The 16929-nt window shown below is 37.8% G+C and carries 21 protein-coding genes; 2 read left to right on the top strand and 19 right to left on the bottom strand.

The genetic code is table 11. The features are described from left to right. Positions 1 to 15: 15 nt before the first annotated feature. The 6 genes from AC4PG8_RS02365 to AC4PG8_RS02390 form a co-directional block, all read right to left on the bottom strand. The gene (locus AC4PG8_RS02365) at positions 16 to 1095 is read right to left on the bottom strand and encodes a M42 family metallopeptidase (RefSeq protein ID WP_003761851.1); all 1080 of its coding nucleotides are present in this window, start codon (positions 1093 to 1095) and stop codon (positions 16 to 18) included. A 111-nt stretch (positions 1096 to 1206) separates the two neighbouring features. Next, positions 1207 to 2220, bottom strand: coding sequence for a glucosaminidase domain-containing protein (locus AC4PG8_RS02370; RefSeq protein WP_033533111.1), 1014 nt, complete (start codon positions 2218 to 2220; stop codon positions 1207 to 1209). A gap of 271 nt (positions 2221 to 2491) precedes the next feature. Further along, positions 2492 to 3361 carry a glucosaminidase domain-containing protein gene (locus AC4PG8_RS02375; protein ID WP_492170202.1) on the bottom strand — a complete coding sequence of 290 codons (870 nt, stop codon included), beginning with the start codon at positions 3359 to 3361 and terminating at the stop codon, positions 2492 to 2494. Between the two features lie 299 nt (positions 3362 to 3660). Then, on the bottom strand, positions 3661 to 4209 hold the full coding sequence (locus AC4PG8_RS02380) for a DUF2812 domain-containing protein (RefSeq protein WP_492169985.1): 549 nt from the start codon (positions 4207 to 4209) through the stop codon (positions 3661 to 3663). A gap of 2 nt (positions 4210 to 4211) precedes the next feature. Beyond that, positions 4212 to 4523 carry a PadR family transcriptional regulator gene (locus tag AC4PG8_RS02385; protein ID WP_070217302.1) on the bottom strand — a complete coding sequence of 104 codons (312 nt, stop codon included), beginning with the start codon at positions 4521 to 4523 and terminating at the stop codon, positions 4212 to 4214. 30 nt (positions 4524 to 4553) lie between these two features. Next, positions 4554 to 5084 carry a shikimate kinase gene (locus AC4PG8_RS02390; protein WP_003761843.1) on the bottom strand — a complete coding sequence of 177 codons (531 nt, stop codon included), beginning with the start codon at positions 5082 to 5084 and terminating at the stop codon, positions 4554 to 4556. Positions 5085 to 5172: 88 nt separating this feature from the next. Here AC4PG8_RS02390 and AC4PG8_RS02395 point away from each other — a divergent pair, with 88 nt between their 5' ends. Both AC4PG8_RS02395 and AC4PG8_RS02400 read left to right on the top strand, forming a co-directional pair. Continuing rightward, on the top strand, positions 5173 to 5622 hold the full coding sequence (locus AC4PG8_RS02395) for a DMT family transporter (RefSeq protein ID WP_003761842.1): 450 nt from the start codon (positions 5173 to 5175) through the stop codon (positions 5620 to 5622). A gap of 14 nt (positions 5623 to 5636) precedes the next feature. Then, positions 5637 to 6104 carry a DMT family transporter gene (locus tag AC4PG8_RS02400; RefSeq protein WP_003729724.1) on the top strand — a complete coding sequence of 156 codons (468 nt, stop codon included), beginning with the start codon at positions 5637 to 5639 and terminating at the stop codon, positions 6102 to 6104. A gap of 43 nt (positions 6105 to 6147) precedes the next feature. On the opposite strand, the gene AC4PG8_RS02405 is transcribed toward AC4PG8_RS02400, so the two are convergent. The 13 genes from AC4PG8_RS02405 to AC4PG8_RS02465 all read right to left on the bottom strand — a co-directional run bounded on the left by AC4PG8_RS02405 (position 6148) and on the right by AC4PG8_RS02465 (position 16924). Further along, complete coding sequence (locus tag AC4PG8_RS02405; protein WP_003761841.1) at positions 6148 to 6714, bottom strand: cob(I)yrinic acid a,c-diamide adenosyltransferase; 567 nt, start codon at positions 6712 to 6714, stop codon at positions 6148 to 6150. Further along, the gene (locus AC4PG8_RS02410) at positions 6678 to 8213 is read right to left on the bottom strand and encodes a cobyric acid synthase (RefSeq protein WP_492169986.1); all 1536 of its coding nucleotides are present in this window, start codon (positions 8211 to 8213) and stop codon (positions 6678 to 6680) included. Before AC4PG8_RS02410 ends, AC4PG8_RS02405 begins: the two co-directional genes overlap by 37 nt. Then, positions 8213 to 9019, bottom strand: a complete 807-nt coding sequence (locus AC4PG8_RS02415) for an ATP-binding cassette domain-containing protein (protein WP_492169987.1) — start codon at positions 9017 to 9019, stop codon at positions 8213 to 8215. The genes AC4PG8_RS02410 and AC4PG8_RS02415 overlap by 1 nt, the downstream gene beginning before the upstream one ends. Before the next feature lie 12 nt (positions 9020 to 9031). Next, positions 9032 to 9709: an energy-coupling factor ABC transporter transmembrane protein gene (locus AC4PG8_RS02420; protein ID WP_003771501.1), complete on the bottom strand. Its 678-nt coding sequence runs from the start codon at positions 9707 to 9709 to the stop codon at positions 9032 to 9034. Further along, positions 9696 to 9992: an energy-coupling factor ABC transporter substrate-binding protein gene (locus AC4PG8_RS02425; RefSeq protein WP_003761837.1), complete on the bottom strand. Its 297-nt coding sequence runs from the start codon at positions 9990 to 9992 to the stop codon at positions 9696 to 9698. The genes AC4PG8_RS02420 and AC4PG8_RS02425 overlap by 14 nt, the downstream gene beginning before the upstream one ends. Next, on the bottom strand, positions 9989 to 10639 hold the full coding sequence (locus AC4PG8_RS02430) for an energy-coupling factor ABC transporter permease (protein WP_010990808.1): 651 nt from the start codon (positions 10637 to 10639) through the stop codon (positions 9989 to 9991). The genes AC4PG8_RS02425 and AC4PG8_RS02430 overlap by 4 nt, the downstream gene beginning before the upstream one ends. Before the next feature lie 80 nt (positions 10640 to 10719). Continuing rightward, positions 10720 to 11430, bottom strand: a complete 711-nt coding sequence (locus AC4PG8_RS02435; protein WP_003761835.1) for a cobalt-factor II C(20)-methyltransferase — start codon at positions 11428 to 11430, stop codon at positions 10720 to 10722. Next, complete coding sequence (locus tag AC4PG8_RS02440; protein ID WP_185512677.1) at positions 11423 to 12208, bottom strand: sirohydrochlorin cobaltochelatase; 786 nt, start codon at positions 12206 to 12208, stop codon at positions 11423 to 11425. Before AC4PG8_RS02440 ends, AC4PG8_RS02435 begins: the two co-directional genes overlap by 8 nt. Beyond that, the gene (gene cobA / locus AC4PG8_RS02445; protein ID WP_185512678.1) at positions 12205 to 13686 is read right to left on the bottom strand and encodes a uroporphyrinogen-III C-methyltransferase; all 1482 of its coding nucleotides are present in this window, start codon (positions 13684 to 13686) and stop codon (positions 12205 to 12207) included. Before cobA ends, AC4PG8_RS02440 begins: the two co-directional genes overlap by 4 nt. Beyond that, positions 13686 to 14438, bottom strand: a complete 753-nt coding sequence (cobK, locus tag AC4PG8_RS02450) for a precorrin-6A reductase (RefSeq protein WP_492169988.1) — start codon at positions 14436 to 14438, stop codon at positions 13686 to 13688. Before cobK ends, cobA begins: the two co-directional genes overlap by 1 nt. Beyond that, on the bottom strand, positions 14435 to 15160 hold the full coding sequence (gene cobJ / locus AC4PG8_RS02455; protein WP_003761829.1) for a precorrin-3B C(17)-methyltransferase: 726 nt from the start codon (positions 15158 to 15160) through the stop codon (positions 14435 to 14437). The genes cobK and cobJ overlap by 4 nt, the downstream gene beginning before the upstream one ends. Then, positions 15157 to 16188 (bottom strand): cobalt-precorrin 5A hydrolase, encoded by a 1032-nt coding sequence (gene cbiG / locus AC4PG8_RS02460; RefSeq protein WP_492169989.1) that lies wholly within the window; start codon positions 16186 to 16188, stop codon positions 15157 to 15159. The genes cobJ and cbiG overlap by 4 nt, the downstream gene beginning before the upstream one ends. Continuing rightward, the gene (locus AC4PG8_RS02465) at positions 16175 to 16924 is read right to left on the bottom strand and encodes a cobalt-precorrin-4 methyltransferase (RefSeq protein WP_003761825.1); all 750 of its coding nucleotides are present in this window, start codon (positions 16922 to 16924) and stop codon (positions 16175 to 16177) included. The genes cbiG and AC4PG8_RS02465 overlap by 14 nt, the downstream gene beginning before the upstream one ends. Between the last annotated feature and the right edge of the window lie 5 nt (positions 16925 to 16929).

Here is a 16929-nt window from a genome sequence, read left to right on the forward strand (position 1 = left end):
CTCTTTTCTCGAAACTCAACCTAGGCGAATTTCTGATACTTTTTCTTTATCTAAACGTTTAACTACTTCGGTAATTAGTTTAACTGCATTTTCAAAATCATCACGATGTAGCATGGACGAATGGGAATGAATATAGCGAGTTGCGATTGTAATGGATAACGACGGGATTCCGTTTCCTGTTAAATGAATAGACCCTGAATCTGTTCCGCCCATTGGAATTGCTTCAAATTGGTAAGGAATAGATAGTTCGTCTGCTACGTCCGTTACAAAATCACGAAGGCCAGCATGTGCTACCATGGAAGCATCATAGATAACGATTTGTGGACCTTCTCCCATTTTACTCATTGCTTCTTTGTCAGTTACTCCAGGAGTATCACCAGCAATACCAACATCTACGGCAAAACCTATATCAGGTTGAACGAAATGTGCTGCTGTTTTGGCACCACGTAAACCAACTTCTTCTTGCACTGTTCCAACACCGTAAACGATATTTGGGTGTGCTTCTTTTTGTAGGTTTTTAAGTACTTCGATTGCAATAGCAAGCCCAATACGATTATCCCAAGCTTTTGCAAGTAAGAATTTCTCGTTTTTCATTACGGTAAAATCAAATGCTGGCACAATCATATCACCAGGACGAATGCCGTAACTTTCAACTTCTGCTTTATCAACCGCACCAACGTCAATAAACATATCTTTAATATCAAAAGATTTTTGACGTTCTGCTGCTGTCATTACATGCGGTGGTTTAGAGCCAATAACACCGGTGATTTCTTCGCCAGAACGCGTCACGATTGTTACTTTTTGTGCAAGCATTACTTGCGAAACCCAACCGCCCACTGTTTGAAATTTAATAAAACCTTTATCATCGATTTGAGTCACCATAAAGCCAACTTCATCTAAATGACCAGCAATCATGATTTTTGGTCCATCTTCTGCGCCCACTTTTTTCGCAACGGCGCTACCTAAGCCGTCTGTTTCAAAACTATCAGCTAACGGTTCAATATATTCACGAAATACGTTTCTAACCGCACGTTCGTTACCGGGAATACCTTTTGCATCCGTTAGTGCTTTTAACATCTTTAATTGTTCATCCATATAAATAACCCTCCTTATAAACTCCTTTTACATTATAACAGTTTCTCTCTAAAATTCCTTTGAAAACGCAAAAAAAGCCGAAACAGCTATTCGACTTTTTTTGCGTTTTACTTACCAAGCAATTGACTGAACGTTTAATAAAGGTAGATTAAGTGCAGTTTTGCCCTTTGTGTCTTCCTTAGCTATTGTAGGTTTGTGCAGTTCTGATGTATCAATATCCATATTAATTACTAAACGATTTTGATCATCTGTTTTAAGTAAAGCGTCGCGCGTTGGAGCATAATCTTCTAATTGATAGAATTTTTTTATAGAGGTGCTTTCAATCCAACCGATAGAATCGCCATTATGATGAATGTGATACCACGAAATATTGGAATCCGTTACTTTAACTTCTCTATTAATAGAAACTTGATGTCCAAAATATTTGGTTGTTTTTTCGACTGGATTTGCTCCTTTTGTTCCACCTGGCGCGGACCAAATAAAGGAGTTATCTTTTATAGCTACTTCACCAGCAGCTTTGATTGCTTTATCAGATACTCGTTCACTATAAACTGTATCATATTTATCTAAATTTGCTTTTTTAATTAGGTCGATTAATTTTGCTGCATACTCTGGATCAGACGAATAGCCAGTTTTTCCAAGTGCAATAGCCGCTTTTTCAAAGTTATATTCTTTGATTAAGCCCCCGTATAAATGAGGGTTCCATGATGGGCCATTGACAAATAAAAGTGCGTGGTCATTCATCGATTCATACCAACCCGGGTATGCGCGGAAATTAGCATCGGTACCAACCCAAACAAGACCATTGTGTTCTTTGGTTGGTAATTTAATAGAGGCTCCATTATAAGAACCTTTAATTCCAAATAAATTATTGCCATCTTTTGCTAGCATACTTTCTCCCCAATTGGATTCTAGTATAGCTTGCGAAATAGTGATACTTGCTAAAATACCATGTTCTCTTTGCACTTTTTGAGCATGCGGCGCAATTTCATTAATAAACCTCTCTTGCTTGGAAGTTAAGCCGTCCTCTAGACCAGCAGCTTGGGAGTGTATTGGTACTGCACATAATGTAATTGTAATTCCAAGACCAATTGTCACCAAATGCTTCTTTGCGAGTTGTAACATAATGATTTATTGCACATCCTTCTTTGAAATATCCATCTAACTATAAATTTAGTCAGAAACGTGTGTTCTTTAAAACAACCACTTCATTCTAACAAAACTTCTTTGTAATACACATTACTTTTACATTACTTATGTTACAAAAGGCCTTTAGCTATTGAATAGTAATCCTTTTGAGAGGTCGCTGTTATGAAAATAAAAAAGAAAAAGAGCTTCAAAAGGACTTTTTGCCTACAAATAAGACAAGTCATTTTAGCTCTTTTTCGGTTATTTCTTATTTTTTATCGATTAATTCTTGTTTTACCCAACCAATTGGATCATTTTTCACGGAAATTTGATACCAAACGCCACTATCTGTCTTTGCTTCTCGTAAAAGTTTCAAATCTTCTCGTTTGTAGTAGTTAATTTCTTCTACTTTTTGCGCTCCAGATAGTCCATATGGCCTTGTCCAAATTGCTCCAGAAACGTCTTTTTTTACGTTGCCATAACCAGTTGATTTTGCATCGTAGTATATCTTATCATCTATACGATCATATAAAGCTAAGTCATATTTTTCGATAATATTGATTAACTTCTCTGCATAACCTGGATCGGTTGCATAGCCTGCTGTTTGTAATTCTTGCGCAGCTTTTTTATAATCATCGGCTTTGATCACGCCATTATATTTATCTTTATTCCAGGAAGTTCCTTTTAAAAAGAGTTCTGCGTGTGCTTCTAATGATTCATTCCAATCTTTGTATTTTCGGAAGTTGGCTTTGATTTCAATCCATTTTCCATCTACAAATTCTTTTGTCGTCATGTTTACCATTGGTTGTGGAGCTTTGCCTTTTACACCAAACAAATTATTACCTTGTTGTGCTAAATCGCTTTGACCCCAGTTAGATTCGAGGATAGCTTGTGCTAAAGTAATACTCGTTAAAATGCCGTGTTCTGCTTGAATTTCTTGTGCACGAGGAGAAAGTTCATTGAGAAAGTTCTGCTCTTTTGAATGGAATGCTGGGTCCGGTTTCGGTGCTGTCATAATTAAATATTGTTGTCTGACTACAGATGCTATGACACCTACTAGAATAATCAGCAGTAAAATCCCTGCTATCCCAATTAGCCTTTTTTGTTTTTTCTTTTTGGATAATTTTCTATACTTCAGATGTCGTCACGCCTTTCTGTCTCCGAATCCCTTGATGTTTTTAGAATACGTTAATTTGAACACAATTGCAATCCATCTAAATGTCTTTTAAGAAATCTTTAACATTTTATGATAAGGCAAAAAGTTAGTTATAGATTCAATTTAATTTTCTTTGATAACGTTTGTTCTTCATTTTGTAACATTTGCCATCATTTAGTCATATAAGTTCAGGATTAAATGGGATGATTTTAAAAAAATGCGAGTTTCTTCTATTATAAAATGGTTTAGTTGACGCCATCATAATTATCTTACATTCTGTTTTATAGATTTTTGTTCGCAAATTTATTTATTTTCCTCGTTAATTGGATAAACATCTTTCCGTACAAACCGATGAGAATAATAAATAGAATAAAAATGAAAATAGTAATTACTTGATAACTTCCAGCGTTGTTTAGGAAAAATAAATCCAGCAATAAAAGAATACTCATTAATATGCCAAAAATCGTCCAGCGTTTCCGAATACTTCGATATAAATGAATATATGATACTTCATCTGAGAATATCGTTTCGCTTCCCGCTTCTTCGGCTTGTAGTTTTCGGAAATACATCCAATTACCATTTAATACTGGATAGAAGAATACATTATCCCAACCAGCATCAGCAAAGAGTGCTTTATACGATGCTTCGTCGCCTTGATTCACTTTATAATCAATGGCATAGCGATATTTGTTCGGTTCCCCTTTTTCAAAATGGTATCTAAAAGATTTATATTCTTTAAATAACCAGCCTTTTTGAGCCATTTCGTTTAAATAGGCTTCTTCTTTTTCCATATTATCTACAGTAAAAAACTTTAAGACTTTTTTCTCCATGATTAAACCTCCCTCGAATTTCTATACAATTCTTCTATACGTGTTTTTTCTAACTGCAAAACCTCGGCGCCGATTTCTGTGATTTGATAGATTTTTCGGTTACTCTCCTCTTGGATGATTTGGATTAAATTGTCTTTGTTCATTTTGGATAAACTACCGTAAATAGTTCCTGGTCCAAGTTTAATCCGCTCATTGGTCATTTTGGCAACATTTTCAATTATCGCGTAACCGTGCTTCGGTTTAACTAGCGAAAGTAATATGTAAAAGGCAGTTTCAGTCATGGGGAGATAGGTTTTTCGTAGTTTTTCATCCATAATTATATCGCACCTCGATGTATTTGATACTCATAATATATCACGGCTCGATATAATTTGCAATATTTTTTGTTGAATTTCATGAAACGCTAGATTTTCTTTAATAATTAACCATTTAGCTGGATGTTGATTTATTTTTTCGTTCACTAATGGTTTAGTCCTTTGATCAAATAAATCATCCCAGTAAAACATTTTCTTTAACATGCTGAAACGGACTACGTAGTGCGCTTTTTCGATTCGTAGTAATTGTTTGAATTGGCGTTTTATAAGCTGAGAGCGGATTTGTTTTTTAGGTAAATCAAGGTAAATAATAATGTCGGCTTGTGAAATGCTCTCTTCTGTCCAGGCTTCTAAATGCACACCTTCGATAATCCAGTTATCCTTCTGGAGAATTGCATTTAACTCGGCTATTTTTTCTGAATCGCTTCGTCTCACTTCCGTTTCTTCTCTTTTCCATACAATTCGGTCTGTTTCAAAAAAATCTATTTGTAGCCACTTGGAAACTTTTTTTGCTAAAGTGGTTTTGCCGCTTCCAACAGATCCGATTATTCGGATTTTCATAAAAACACCTCGCTTTAAATTAAATACTATCTTTTTACCCCTCTTTTATTTTATAATTATCTCATTGTGATAAAAGGGAGGGAAATTTTTGATTATATTATTTATTGTATCAGGTCTACTGGCGGGGATGGTATTACCCGTTCAAACAGCCATCAATACACGACTTAGTACATATACGAAATCACCGTTTTTAGCTTCGTGGGTTTCTTTTATGGTAGGGACGACTGTTTTACTTATTGTTTGTTTATTTACACAAAAATCATGGCCAATATCTTCAGAAATGATTGCCTCAAATCCTTGGTATATATGGGTTGGCGGTGGAACATTAGGGGTTATTTTCTTAACAGCTAATATTTTACTTTTACCACGACTTGGCTCTGCACTGCTTGTAATGATTACGGTGTGTGGACAAATGATTATGGCTATTGTAATTGATAACTTTGGCTTATTTCAAGTTCCGATGCATGAGATTAACATCGAACGACTGCTTGGTGTTATTTTAATGTTCGGCGGCATTTACTTGATGCAACGATTTTAAAAGGAGGAGAAATCATGACAAAAAGATCATCCAAATCATTATTACTATTTATGGCAATGGGACTTGTTTCTGGACTACTTTCACCGATTCAAACATCGATTAATAGCCAACTTCGGCTCACTGTCGGTTCTCCTTTTGTAGCATCATTTATTTCCTTTTTAGTTGGGACTACGTTACTTACGCTTGTTTGTTTAATTGTGGAGCGTCGTTTGACTTTTCAACTGAAAGGGGTCGGTCGAATTCCTTGGTGGGTATTCACTGGTGGCGCACTTGGAGTATTGTTTGTAACTTCTAACATTTTACTTTTACCATTACTTGGCTCTGCTATGACAGTAGTTTTAGCACTTTGTGGGCAAATGATTATCGCACTTATTATTGATCATTTTGGTTTTTTCGGGGTTATTCCTCATCCAATTAACCGTTATCGAATGATTGGTGTTTTATTAATGCTTATTGGTGTATTTTTAATTCAACGCTTTTAATAAAGAAAACCTCTCCTGATGGAATGTCTGGAGAGGTTTTTTGTTATTTCTTTTTATTTCGGAAAACTAATTCGGAATTTTTGTAGAAAATATCTGTTTCGCCTGCGCGGTAGTTCACGACTCTGGCAACTGCGAAAAAGTAATCAGATAAACGATTTACATATTTTAATACTTCTTGGTTAGTGGAGGCGATTTTTAGCATACCAACAATTTCTCGCTCTGCTCTTCTTGCCACTGTTCTAGCCATATGAAGTAAAGAAGCTGCTTGAGTACCTCCTGGCAAAATGAATTTTTCAATTTCAGGTGGTTCATCGGCATAAATATCAATGCGGTCTTCTAGCCAAGCAACTGGCTCAGCTGTCAGTTTATAATCGCGCTTCCCTTCTTCTGTTGCAAGGTCGCCTCCTGCATCGAATAATTGTTGTTGGATTTGCTCAAGTTCCGCTTGAATTTCGGGCTCATTTCCAAGGGTTGTAATGGTGTAACCGATAAGCGAATTGAGTTCGTCGAGTGTACCATATGCATTAATTCGTATATTATCTTTACTTACTTTGCTCCCCCCGATAATTCTTGTCATTCCTTTATCGCCGGTTTTTGTGTAGATACGCATATTTTTTCTCCTTTCATAATTTTTTCTAGTTGATCCATTTGAATATTTGCTTCTAAAAGAGCCGCTAGTTTATCATATTCCGTTTCTTTATGTTCTTTTAGTTTGATAATTTCATGTGGATAAATGGATTTGTTTTTTTGTGTTAGCAGTTCATTGAATAGATTTCCTAAGAAAATATCATTATCGAAAATACCGTGGATATATGTGCCGATAATATTTTTGTTCGCGGAGATGGCGCCGTCCTCATGTGTTTCTTGGTTACCGTTGACTGCTTTAATTTTACAAAACGGTTGAGTATTCTCGCCGCGCTTAGTTTGGCCCATATGGATTTCGTATCCTTCGACTGGTTCCAAAGAAAATGTCACGCCAGTAATTTGTGTAGTGCGTTTTTGGTCGAGAAAGATTGTTTCAGTATCTAATAAGCCAAGTCCCGCAATTTCTACTTTTTCGCTTTCTACTTGATTTGGGTCAAGCATTCTTTTACCGAGCATTTGGTAGCCACCGCAAATCCCAATTACTTTCCCGGCATTTTCGGCATAGTTTTGAATCGCTTTTTTCAGGCCTGATTGTTCGAGAAAAGCCATATCTTCCAGCGTATTTTTACTGCCTGGAATAATCACTAAATCTGGATTGCCAAAATCAGCTAAATTTCGTATATAACGCACACTGATGTTAGGTTGAATTTCTAGAATATGAAAGTCTGTAAAATTAGAAATACGAGGCAAGCAAATAATGGCAATATCAAGTAACGCCGAACTATCTAGAACGTAATTTTTCCCGCTGAGTGAAACACTATCTTCTTCTTCTAGTTGTAGGTTAGCATAAGGGATAACGCCAATGACAGGAACGTTTGTCAGCTCTTCTATCATCTCAATGCCTGGTTGTAAAAGGGCTACATCACCGCGAAATTTATTGATGATTACTCCTTTAAGCCGCGCACGTTCTTCTTCTTTTAAAAGCATAATCGTGCCATAAATCGAAGCAAACACGCCGCCTTTATCAATATCAGCAACTAACACGACAGGCGCGTCGACCATTTTAGCCATACCCATATTGACAATATCTCGGTCATTCAAATTGATTTCGGCTGGGCTTCCGGCGCCTTCTAATACAATAATATCATTTTCGTCAGCTAAACTCTGATAAACTGCTTGAATTTTTGGGATAAGTGTTTGCTTGAAATCGTGATAAGAAACAGCATCCATATTATCTAAAATCGCTCCCATAAAAATTACTTGCGACTGACGATCATTGGTCGGTTTAAGTAATACGGGATTCATTCGAACATCTGGAAAAACACCAGCTGCTTCAGCTTGGAAAACTTGCGCACGTCCCATTTCATCACCTGTTGCGGTAATAAAAGAATTAAGTGACATGTTTTGCGATTTAAAAGGCACAACTCGCTTGCCTTTATTTTTAAATAAGCGGCATAAACCTGCAACTATTACACTTTTCCCCGCATCGGAAGCGGTACCTTGAATCATTATTTGCTCTACCATTAATTAATCACCTTTCCTGTATGTGCGAAAAAATCGGCTTCTTTTTTGAAAAGTGGGTAGCCAGCTTGTTGGTGTAATTTGATTAGCCATGGCTGCACTAACCCTGCTTGTTCGATATGACTTTTCTCTAAGAAAACCTCGCTCGTCTCCCCGCTTGTTAAAACTGTTCCGTTTTTTAACATATAGACATAATCGCAAATCTCATAAATCAAATCGATGTCATGACTTGAGATGAGAATCTTTTTTCCTTGTTTTGCAAGACGTTCGATAATTTCCATCATAATTTTTTTACCAATCGGATCGAGTCCTGCAGTTGGTTCATCAAGTAGTAACCAATCTGTATCAAGAACAAGCGCTCCGGCAATAGCGACACGTTTTTTTTGACCATAACTTAAATATTGGACAGGTTTATGTTGAAATTCTGTCGCACCAACTGTTTCTAGTACATTTGTTACTCGCGACTCCACTTCCATTTCACTGACACCTAGGTTTCTAAGTGCAAAAGCCACGTCATCACGTACATTGGAATAGAAAATTTGTTGGTCGGGGTCTTGGAAAACAATGCTTACTTTTTTTCGTAATGCAAATAATGCGTTTTTATTGTAAGCAAGTGGTTTTCCTTCAAAATAAACTGTCCCCGAAGTTGGCCTATTAATGCCTAAAAGCTGCATAAAAAGGGTCGATTTCCCGGAGCCGTTCGCACCAATAAGACCAATAATATTGCCTTTATCTAAATCGATTGAAACATCCGTTAAGGCTTGTTTGCCATCTTCGTATTGGAATGAAATATGTTCTGTCTTAAGCAAATTGGCTTCCTCCTAGATATGAAATTCTCCTTGATATAGCTTCACATCAAGTGTTATAACCATTTCATTATATCTTTTCATTACGCGATTAAATAAAGTATTTACGAGCATTCCAAATGAACGATAGCTATTTTTTATGCCGTGATAACCGAAACGTAGGCTCTGCGCTTTTCGAATTGCCGCCGCTTCTTCTAAGAAAATAAAGATAAACCGATAAATTAAAATCGTTAGTTCAATAAGTACTTTTGGAATAAAAATTTGCTTCATCACTTTCGTTAATTGTACCACGGGAACAGTTAAGACGAAAAAGTATGTTGCCGCTAAGCAAGCAATACTCCGGAAAAAAACTTGAGTTGCTGTCGTTATCGTCACGTCAGAAATACCAAGATAAAAACTTCCAATAGAGATTGAAGCAAGAAAACTACTTGGATCTTTTGAAATTGAAATAAGAATCGAAAGCAAACTAAATAATAGAAATGAAAATGGTAAAAGGAGCCATTTCAAATATTGTTTAAAGTGGATTTTAACAACATAAAGCGTCAGTGGCACCATGCATAAAAATAGTATCGCTTGTATGAGCACGGGGCCAGTTAACGCGAGTATTAGAATCGCGACATAAAATAAAGCTTTTAATGATGGCGAAAAAGCTATCCACCGGTTTTGATAAGCATATTTATCAATGGTTAACATCGTTCTCGGCTTTCCGCTTGCCACGACTCACACCAATGACATACGCAATGATTCCTGTTCCGATACAACCTTGCAAGGTAAATAATAAACTTTCAATTTCGCCACTTTTTGGTTCATAAAGAGGTTCAAACCATGGTTCATAGCTTGGATCGATTTTGGTGATTTCTGCTTCAGCTTCCCCGTCTGATCCCCCGTACTCACCTGTTTTATTGAAGAAAAACGGGCTCACCATTAACAAAACTACTAATAAAATTAAAATGATATTAATATTGATTTTTTTCATCGTAATTGTGCCACCTTTTCTGGTAAATTTTTGCTAATAAGATTGTACATAACTACAGTGAGTAAGCCTTCTGCAATCGCGATTGGAACTTGAGTGACACAGAAAATTGCCATGAATTTTAGAATAGAAGCCATCATGCCTGATGCTGGATCTGGGAAAACGACTCCGAGCTGGACGCTGGTGGTTAAGTAGGTTGCCAGGTCAGCTGTCATTGCACATAAGAAAATCGAAACACTTTTATTACAGTTTAGTTTACGAGCTAGTTTATAGACGACAAAACCAACCATTGGACCGATAACAGCCATCGACATTGCGTTTGCACCAAGAGTAGTAATACCGCCGTGTGCAAGAAGTAGCGCTTGGAAAAGTAAGACAATCACGCCAAGAACACTGACAACGAGCGGTCCGAACATAACCGTTGCAAGTCCAACACCTGTCGGATGAGAACAAGATCCTGTAACGGACGGGATTTTAAGTGCAGAAAGAACGAAGATAAAGGCTGCACATAATGCCAACAGTAATTTATTATTTTTATCTAAAGCGATTAATTTACGAATACGAATTAAACCAAGTACAAGGAATGGGATAAAGACAATTAGCCAAAAGACTGCCCATTTAACGGGTAAAAAGCCCTCCATGATATGCATTGCATGTGCGGATTCTGGGTTCGTTAAAGTAAAATAAATAACGCCGATTAAAACAAATGGTAGAAACTTCCATAATTTTTTCATTTATATTGCTCCCTTCTTTTTTTCACGATAATCGTGGTAAAATATGACATTTTTTCTTCTGGATTTATCTCGCCCATGCCGTAAGTGATTTTTTCAGTCGCCATGGCAACATCACTTACTACAACAGCTGCATCAAGCAAATTCAGTTTTTTTAGTAATGTCGTAAGAAGGGGTAAATTGCTTGCTGCTTTCATTAAGACAATAGTGTCAAATAATGTGAGCGCTTGTTCGATTTTTTCAGCTCCTGCTGTTACGGGGATTACAGCAAAACTTTCCTCGTCCATTACAAGAGGCAGTTCTAGTTTAGAGGCGATATTTGAAAATGATGAAATCCCTGCGAGTGTAACTGTTTCAATTTCGCCTTTTAAAAGTTCTAGCAAATAACTATAAGTGCTATAGACCATTGGATCGCCAAGGGTAATGAAACCAACATCGTGTCCGTTTTGAACGTCTGTTTTGATTTCTTCGGCAATTTCTTTCCAAGCTTGCATTTTCTCTGTTTTGTTGTAACTCATTGGAAAATGACGTTCTTTGATGATAAGCGTGTTTTTTAAATATGGATTAACGATTTTTTTTGCTAAACTTTCTCCACCTTTTTTAGATTGGGGAGTATAGAGAATCGCTAATTTCCCCAGTCTATCAGCAGCTTCCATCGTAACTAGCTTGCTGTCACCTGGACCTGTGCCAATGCCGTAAAATTTAGCCACGCGTGTTCACCCTTTCTGTTGCTACTTTGATATGATCGATAAATTGAGCTTGAATAAGTGGGTTTTCGCCTAGCCCTTGCAAGTGGCACTCGGTTTCAATACCAGCTTGCTCCAATATGCTCTTCCAAGAATCTTCGTCATCTGAAGCCATATCATTTGTGGCATGATCTCCTGCAACAAGCATGAACGGCATCAAATGGGCTTTTTTGATCTTTGCCTGTTTTAATCGTTCAATCACTTGATCAAGGCCGGGATAACTTTCTACGGCACAAAGATAAATCGGTTCGTTTAAAAGCATGTGGTCTAAGCAAGCATATGCGCTGAAAGCATGGTGTTTGGAGCCGTGGCCCATCAGAATCAATGCTTCATTTTCTTTCAAAGGAGGCATTTGGTGGCGAATGGCTTCAATGGCTTTTTCGTAATCTTCTTTTGAATCAAGTAATGGTTGACTAATGATGATTGAATCAAAATCCGCTTTAAATTTTTCCACTTGAGCTGTAATTTTTTCAAATTCACCGCCATTAATAATATGTAGAGATTGAATAATGACTTCTTTGTAACCTAATTCTTTTAGTTGGTTTAAAGCCTGACTTGGTGTGTTAATGTGCATGTTATCGCGGGTTTTTAGTTTTTTAATAATTTTGTTTGATGTAAAAGCACGAAATACAGTGTACTCAGGAAATTCTTGGGCCACTCTTTTTTCACAAGCTTCAATGGTTCTTTCTCTTGTTTCTGGATAACTAGTGCCAAAACTAACGACTAATATGGCTTTTTTCATTGTGGTACTCCTTCTAATTTTGTTTTTTGAATTAGTTCAATTAGGCTCTCTGGTGTAGCATTCTCAGCTTCTTCAAATTCATTAATGCCAAATGACTGCAAGGTTGCGCTTGTGAATCTTCCAATTGAGAGAATCGTTTTCGTTTGTAAAATCGCTTTTTCTTCGGTTGTTAGTACATCGAGTAGATTTTGGACTGAACGAGAACTGGAAAAGCACACTTGTTCAAAACTTTCGAGGTCAAATGGGCGCTCTGTCACTGGACGCATATCGTACAATGGCATCATTTCGGTTGTTTTAACTTCGGATAAAATTGCACTAACTTCTGCTGTATCAACAACACTACCGATAATTAAGTTGCTAGCATTTTTTTGAAAACGAGCTATATGCTCTAAAATTAGTTCTGTGCTCCGTCTTTTAATAAAACTATCTGGAATGATTCCTTTTTCACTAAATGCTTCTTTCGTTTGTTTTCCGATAGCGGTAAGATGGGTATTTTTTAGGGAACGAATATCCAACTCAAGTGTTGCTAGATAATCGAAAAAGCGCTCTACAGCTTCTTTTGAAGTGAAAAGAAGTTCGCTAGTTTCACATAATTCTGCTTTTGTTTTCGTTGGCAGAATATCCAGCACTTGAATATTTGGATACATCGTTACTTCTCCGCCTAAATCGCGAATTTTTTCAGCGAGCATACTTTTACCTGCGCGTGCTCTTGGAAGTAATACTTTTGTATGGAAAAGTGGCATTTCTTCAAAAAAGTTAAGCTGTGGACGTAAGCTCACCACATCACCAACTACGATAAGCGCAGGAGATGAAATACCAGATTCAGCTACTTTTTGTTCAATTGTTTGCAAAGTTCCTGTAACGGTTAATTGCTTACCACGCGATGCCCACTGTACAATTGCCACGCCTGTCTCCGGTTTTTGTCCATTTGCTAGTAGATTGGCGCAAATGTTAGGTAAGTTTGTCATTCCCATCAGAAAAACGAGGGTTCCTTCGAGTCTTGCAAGTGCTTCCCAATCTAGTGGATCGCGCCCTTTTTTCAAGTGACCTGTAATTACATGAAAACTAGAAGCAAAATCACGGTGCGTGACCGGAATTCCCGCATAAGCAAGCCCGCCAATAGCTGAAGTAATTCCTGGGATGACTTCAAAAGGAATGCCTGCTTTATAAAGCGTTTCGCCTTCCTCACCGCCGCGACCAAATACATACGGATCACCTGCTTTTAAACGAACAACTAGCTCATTTGTCGCTGCTTCTCTTACAAGAATTTGTTCGATTTCATCTTGCGGGATTGGATGATGTAATGGTTCTTTTCCGACATAAATTAGTTTACAACTAGCTTTTCGTTCTTGGAGCATCGCTGGTTCAACGAGGCGATCATAGACTATAACATCCGCTTTTTGAAGTGCGGCTAATCCTTTTACTGTTAGAAGTTGTGCATCACCAGGACCTGCGCCAATTAACATGACTTTTCCCATTAGTAGACCTCCAATTGAGTTAAAATTTCTGGTAGTTCGGTTAAATGATTTATTTCGATTGGATAATTTAATTTTTTTCGGCGAATAACGATAACAGGAATATTTAATTCTGCTGCTGCCGTGAGTTTTTCTTGAAATCCGCCTTGTTTTCCACTTTCTTTAGTAATTAATACGTCCGCTTGTGTCATTTCTAGCTGTGTGCGGTTGGCTTCTTTAGTGAACGGACCTTTCATGCCAATTATTTGGTCGGCAACGAGTCCTAGGTCTTCTGCTGAACGAATCACATCAGACACTGGCAATATACGAGCGATAATGTGTTGTTTTCTCAGCCCCCCCACAAATTCAGGTAAATTTTTGCTACCTGTTGTAAGAAAAATTCGTTGACCAAGTTTTGCAGCAACTTTACATGCTTCGTTAATATCATCTACTAAATAAGTATTGTCGGTTTGTTCGCTTGTTCGCTCAAAGCGGATGTATGGAATGCCCGCTTCTTTGCATGCTTCCATGGCCGTTTCAGAAACGATTGTTGCAAAGGGATGGGTGGCATCAATAACGAGCTTTATTTGCTCTAACTGCCATTTTGCGAGCATTGCTTCTTTGGCTAATCGACCGCAAAACACCTTTTCCGCATGTTGCTTAGCTAAAGTTTCCCCGTAATCTGTTGCTACTGAAAGAATAAATGGCCGTTTTGTTTCCGTTAGCCAGTCACTAATTAACAAGCTATCAGAAGTTCCTCCAAGGACGAAAATCATAAAGAATATCCTCTAGGTGTAATCATTTTGCCATTTTTTACGTATGTTTCTTTGTTACCGACAATAACCATCGTTGTCATATCCACTAACTCATAGTCAATATCTTCCATTGTCGTAATGATTTTTCGTTCTTCTTTTCGACCGACATCTTTAACAATTCCAACGACAGTCTTTGGTGACTTGTGTTCCATCATCTTTTGAAAAGCATTTGCTAAGTGATTAGCGCGCCCTTTACTTCTCGGGTTGTAAAAACAAACAACAAAATCGGCCATCGCAGCATGTGTTAAACGCTTTTCGATTACTTCCCACGGTGTCATTAAATCACTTAAGCTAATATGGCAAAAATCGTGCATGATTGGCGCCCCGAGAACGGCTGCTGCGCCTATACTAGCTGTAATTCCTGGGATTACTTTGACTTCTAACTCTGGGTTGCTTTTTTCGGCTAGTTCTAAAACCAATCCAGCCATCCCGTATATACCAGCATCTCCGCTTGAAACGACGGCTACTTTTTTTCCTGTTAATGCGATATTTACAGCTTCCTGGCAGCGATCGATTTCACGGCGCATCCCCGTTTTCACTACTTCTTTATCTTTAATTAATTCTTTGATTAGTTTGATATATGTTACATAGCCAACGATTACATCTGCGTCCGCTATTGCTTCTAGCGCTTCACCTGTCATTAATCGTTTATCTCCTGGGCCAATTCCGATTACATAAATCATTTTGCCACCTCATTATTTTTAATTAGTTTTCCTGCTGCGAATGTCACGCCATTTTCGGCAAATCGTTTCGTAACGACGTTTCCATTACTGCCAATATCTGCTGATGATAAAGCGACATTTCCAACTTTTACGGTTTTTAAAACAAATTCTGACGTTGGATATTTTTCAGCTACCGTTTGTAATTCTTCTGCAGAATGAACAATAAAATGTATGTTCCACTTTTTCGCTAATTGCAAAATGGCTGGTTCTTCTGCTTTCAATGTAATGCTATGGATTTCACGAAAAGCGCGCGGATGTATGTTTTCTTGTTCACAAAAATGGGTGAAAACTTCCTCCATTGTTTCCGCTGAAACGCCTTTTCGACATCCAATACCAAGCACGAACTTCCTTGGTACTAGCTGAATTCTTTCTATTTTTGTTTCTGGTAAATTGTATTTGGTCGAAATGAAAATTTGTGGACTAATTTCTTTATTTGTAAAACCTCGTGAATCTACTTCAAATGGCTCATCTATGTGCAAACTGACTTCTTTTCCAGCAGCGAGCAAGCCATTAATGCGTTTAGTCGTCGCTTTAAAATCGGGTAAATATCCGTCGATTTCTTTGGCGATATTATCAATTGCTGCCACATTTGCACGATCAGTAGCGGTTGTAATTACCGCGGCACCACCAGTTATTGCAGCAATTTGCTCTGTTAACTCATTTGCTCCACCAACATGTCCTGAGAGTAAACTAATAATAAATTGACCATATTCATCCATTACAATTACCGCCGGATCTGATAGTTTATCTTGAATGACTGGAGCAAGCGTCCGCACCGCAATACCTGTTGCCATAATACAAATTAATGCCTGATGCGTCGTGAACATTTCGCGCATTGCTGTGCCGAAATTAGGCGTTAAAACAGCAGTCTGTTCATTCTGGTGCTTTTCTGGGACAAAGACCGTTCCTGGTACTGTTTTTGTTAATGAAAGTGCTAAATCGCGCCCTCGTTCAGTAACTGCGATAATGGCAATTTTATCTGTATTCATGTTTGAAATCCTTATCATATAGCTTAGAATAATAAAATTCTTCGCCGAGAAAATCACCAACCATAATTAGGGCCGTTTTAGTAATTCCTGCTTCTGCCACTTTTTCAGCGATGTCTTTAAGTGTGCCAGTTACTTTTTTCTCTTCTGCCCAAGTTGCTTTATAAATAACAGCTGCTGGGGTTTCAGGTTTATAGCCACCTTTGATAAGTTCTGAGACTACTTTTCTGATACCTTGAACAGATAAGAAAATAACCATGGACGTTTGGTGCGCTGCGTAAGATCTGAGTGACTCACGTGATGGCACCGGCGTTCTTCCAGCCATTCGAGTAATAATTACACTCTGGCTAACTTCGGGAACCGTATATTCAACGCCAAAACTACTAGCTGCGCCAAGAAATGAACTTACACCTGGCGTACATGTAAATGGAATCGAACGTTTTTTCATTTCCTCCACTTGTTCACGGATCGAGCCGTAAATAGAGAAGTCTCCTGTTTGCAGACGAACAACTTCTTTTCCAGCTGTTACTCCCGCTTCCATACAGTCAATAATTTCTATTAAGTTCATACTGGCACTATTATGGATTTCGCAGTCCGGTTTACAGTATTCTAGCAATTCCGGATTTACTAGTGAGCCAGCGTATATAACGACATCTGCGTTTTTTAATAATTGGTATCCTTTTAGTGTGATTAATTCTTTATCTCCTGGTCCTGCTCCGACGAAATGTACTTCTGCCATTTTCT

It is taken from the genome of Listeria sp. MAN/IMW/UF555 (genome assembly GCF_058684075.1).

What these genes read in the sequence shown, in the direction of transcription:
- cobJ (WP_003761829.1), bottom strand. Translation starts at nt 15,160, where the DNA reads ATGATTTATGTAATCGGAATTGGCCCAGGAGATAAACGATTAATGACA.
- AC4PG8_RS02405 (WP_003761841.1), bottom strand. Translation starts at nt 6,714, where the DNA reads ATGCGTATCTACACAAAAACCGGCGATAAAGGAATGACAAGAATTATC.
- AC4PG8_RS02380 (WP_492169985.1), bottom strand. Translation starts at nt 4,209, where the DNA reads ATGGAGAAAAAAGTCTTAAAGTTTTTTACTGTAGATAATATGGAAAAA.
- AC4PG8_RS02440 (WP_185512677.1), bottom strand. Translation starts at nt 12,208, where the DNA reads ATGAAAAAAGCCATATTAGTCGTTAGTTTTGGCACTAGTTATCCAGAA.
- AC4PG8_RS02430 (WP_010990808.1), bottom strand. Translation starts at nt 10,639, where the DNA reads ATGCATATCATGGAGGGCTTTTTACCCGTTAAATGGGCAGTCTTTTGG.
- AC4PG8_RS02385 (WP_070217302.1), bottom strand. Translation starts at nt 4,523, where the DNA reads ATGGATGAAAAACTACGAAAAACCTATCTCCCCATGACTGAAACTGCC.
- AC4PG8_RS02400 (WP_003729724.1), top strand. Translation starts at nt 5,637, where the DNA reads ATGACAAAAAGATCATCCAAATCATTATTACTATTTATGGCAATGGGA.
- AC4PG8_RS02425 (WP_003761837.1), bottom strand. Translation starts at nt 9,992, where the DNA reads ATGAAAAAAATCAATATTAATATCATTTTAATTTTATTAGTAGTTTTG.
- AC4PG8_RS02390 (WP_003761843.1), bottom strand. Translation starts at nt 5,084, where the DNA reads ATGAAAATCCGAATAATCGGATCTGTTGGAAGCGGCAAAACCACTTTA.
- cbiG (WP_492169989.1), bottom strand. Translation starts at nt 16,188, where the DNA reads ATGAATACAGATAAAATTGCCATTATCGCAGTTACTGAACGAGGGCGC.
- cobA (WP_185512678.1), bottom strand. Translation starts at nt 13,686, where the DNA reads ATGGGAAAAGTCATGTTAATTGGCGCAGGTCCTGGTGATGCACAACTT.
- AC4PG8_RS02420 (WP_003771501.1), bottom strand. Translation starts at nt 9,709, where the DNA reads ATGTTAACCATTGATAAATATGCTTATCAAAACCGGTGGATAGCTTTT.
- AC4PG8_RS02365 (WP_003761851.1), bottom strand. Translation starts at nt 1,095, where the DNA reads ATGGATGAACAATTAAAGATGTTAAAAGCACTAACGGATGCAAAAGGT.
- cobK (WP_492169988.1), bottom strand. Translation starts at nt 14,438, where the DNA reads ATGATTTTCGTCCTTGGAGGAACTTCTGATAGCTTGTTAATTAGTGAC.
- AC4PG8_RS02465 (WP_003761825.1), bottom strand. Translation starts at nt 16,924, where the DNA reads ATGGCAGAAGTACATTTCGTCGGAGCAGGACCAGGAGATAAAGAATTA.
- AC4PG8_RS02410 (WP_492169986.1), bottom strand. Translation starts at nt 8,213, where the DNA reads ATGGTAGAGCAAATAATGATTCAAGGTACCGCTTCCGATGCGGGGAAA.
- AC4PG8_RS02370 (WP_033533111.1), bottom strand. Translation starts at nt 2,220, where the DNA reads ATGTTACAACTCGCAAAGAAGCATTTGGTGACAATTGGTCTTGGAATT.